The 2,004-nt window shown below is 59.7% G+C and carries 1 protein-coding gene; it reads right to left on the bottom strand.

From position 1 onward, the window contains the following. Positions 1 to 78 precede the first annotated feature (78 nt). Entirely contained in the window at positions 79 to 1,416 is a 1,338-nt protein-coding gene (ltrA, locus tag AWB68_RS44325; protein ID WP_087650380.1) for a group II intron reverse transcriptase/maturase, read from the bottom strand. Positions 1,417 to 2,004 lie beyond the last annotated feature (588 nt).

Below are 2,004 nucleotides of genomic sequence, written 5' to 3'. Positions count from 1 at the left end.
GGATAGGGGTAGGAAACGGCGATCGCCGTCCCCTCCCTCCGAACCCGCTGTGCAGTTTTCCCGCGACGGGCTCTCCAGTCAGTTGTTTCCACATCGGGATTGGCGCGCAAATCGAAGGGCCTCAGACATCGTGAATAGCCCAAGACTAGCGAAGAAGGCATTCGGCCATCGCGCGTGATCTCGAAGGCAGTGACCTTGAGCCGGACGATGAAGCTGTCGGCGCAGGATCGCTCGCAGACGGCGACGAACAAAGCCGTCGACGGACGAGAAGGTGTAGCGGTGGGCGTGTTTGAAATAGCCGAACCAGCCACGCAGGAGTGGATTGAGCGAGGCAATGATGCCCTCGATCGAGTCACCCCTGTTACGCCTGGTCAGGGTCCGGATCTTATCCCGAAGTCCCATGAGGCTCTTCTTGCGCACCCAACGTTGACCCGCCTCGAACCGGTAACCCAGAAACTCGAACCCATGACCCTCCAGCCGGCAATCCCCAACGTGGGTTTTGTCGGGATGCAGTGTCAAGCTGTTCGCATCCACCCAAGCCCGCATGCGAGTGAGCGCAGCTTCCGCTTCCTCACGTGTGCGGCATAACACCACGGCGTCATCCGCGTAGCGCACCATGACCAACCCCGCCTGGCGCATTTCCACGTCAAGCTCGTGCAGGTACAGATTTGCCAACAGGGGGCTGACAACCGCCCCTTGTGGACTGCCAGAAGTCGGCGTCCAGCGCGTCATGTCTTCCATGATGTCTTGCTTGAGAAAGTACTGGATGAGTTCCAGAACCCGGCTGTCTGCAATTCGCCTTGCCACTTTCGCAAGAAGGGGGAGGTGTGGAATCGAGTCAAAATAGCTTTGCAAGTCGGCGTCAACCACCCAGCAATAGCCCGCTTTCAAGTGCTGGTCAACTTCTCGCAGCGCGTCCTTGCAGCCCAAGCCCGGGCGGAAGCCGTAGCTCCGTGGCTCGAACTCGTGTTCAAAGATTGGCTCGATGACCAGCTTTAGCGCCGCTTGCACGACGCGATCCTTGACAGCGGGTATGCCGAGCGGACGGCGTCCTTTCCCTTTCGGTATGTAGACGCGTCGCACCGGCTGCGGACGATAACTACCATCCTGCAATGCTTGCGCCAGTTCGGCGAGGTATCGGTCCCGCGCCTGCGCGAATCGCTCCACGCTCATGCGGTCCACTCCCGCCGCCCCGGCGTTCTTCTCGACCTGAGCCCAACCCAGCGCGAGCGTGTCCAGGCGAAACACCTTGTCGATCAGACTATGCCATTTGCCTCCTTTAACTCCTCTTTGTAGAGCAGCCAACATAGCGTCAGTCCAGATTGAAGCTGACGCGAATTTCCGCTGCACGCAGCTTCCCAGCGCGTCTGCATCTCGTCTAGTCGTTTCCGACACTGGCGATGCTTCGATCTTCATCTCCGCTTCCTTCTGGTCTTTGGCTATCAACTTTCCTGCCCCGCTTCCCTAGTGCGCCTTTTGCTCTGACGCAGGTCTCCACGGTTCAATGCTTCCGTGTGCAGTACTATCGGGACTCTGACTCCTGCCAGCGTTCACCTCGCCGGCAGGTCTCCCCGCTTGCTTCGTGCCACCATCCCATCGTTCCGTCCTCAACCACGTGGTACGCCACCGCACCGCTTTGTCCGCCACGACAGCGTGCTGTGTTATTTCCAGGCTTCGCCACTTTCGTGCAGGCTCGCCGCCATACCCCGCCGAAACAGGTTCGTTAACCTACGGACCGACGGTTCGCTTCCGGTTACTCCCCACCCCGCCTCACGACGACGCAGTTACCTTCAGCTACGGAGCTGTGGCCAACTCCGACAGGGACTTTCACCCTGCAAATGGCACGCCATCACGGGCGTACACGAAACCGCTGGCGCGGTAGTGGGGCTCCGGTTGAGCTCTGGTGGCAGGTGAGAGGAAACCGACTCTGTTTCCATGTTGGGTACGAGGCAATCCGCCTCGTTCCTCAACAGGAGCAGAGCCATGACTCACACGAGCCAGGAT

It is taken from the genome of Caballeronia choica (assembly GCF_001544535.1).
Classification (GTDB): domain Bacteria; phylum Pseudomonadota; class Gammaproteobacteria; order Burkholderiales; family Burkholderiaceae; genus Caballeronia; species Caballeronia choica.
This window is presented reverse-complemented; position numbering and strand designations above follow the sequence as displayed.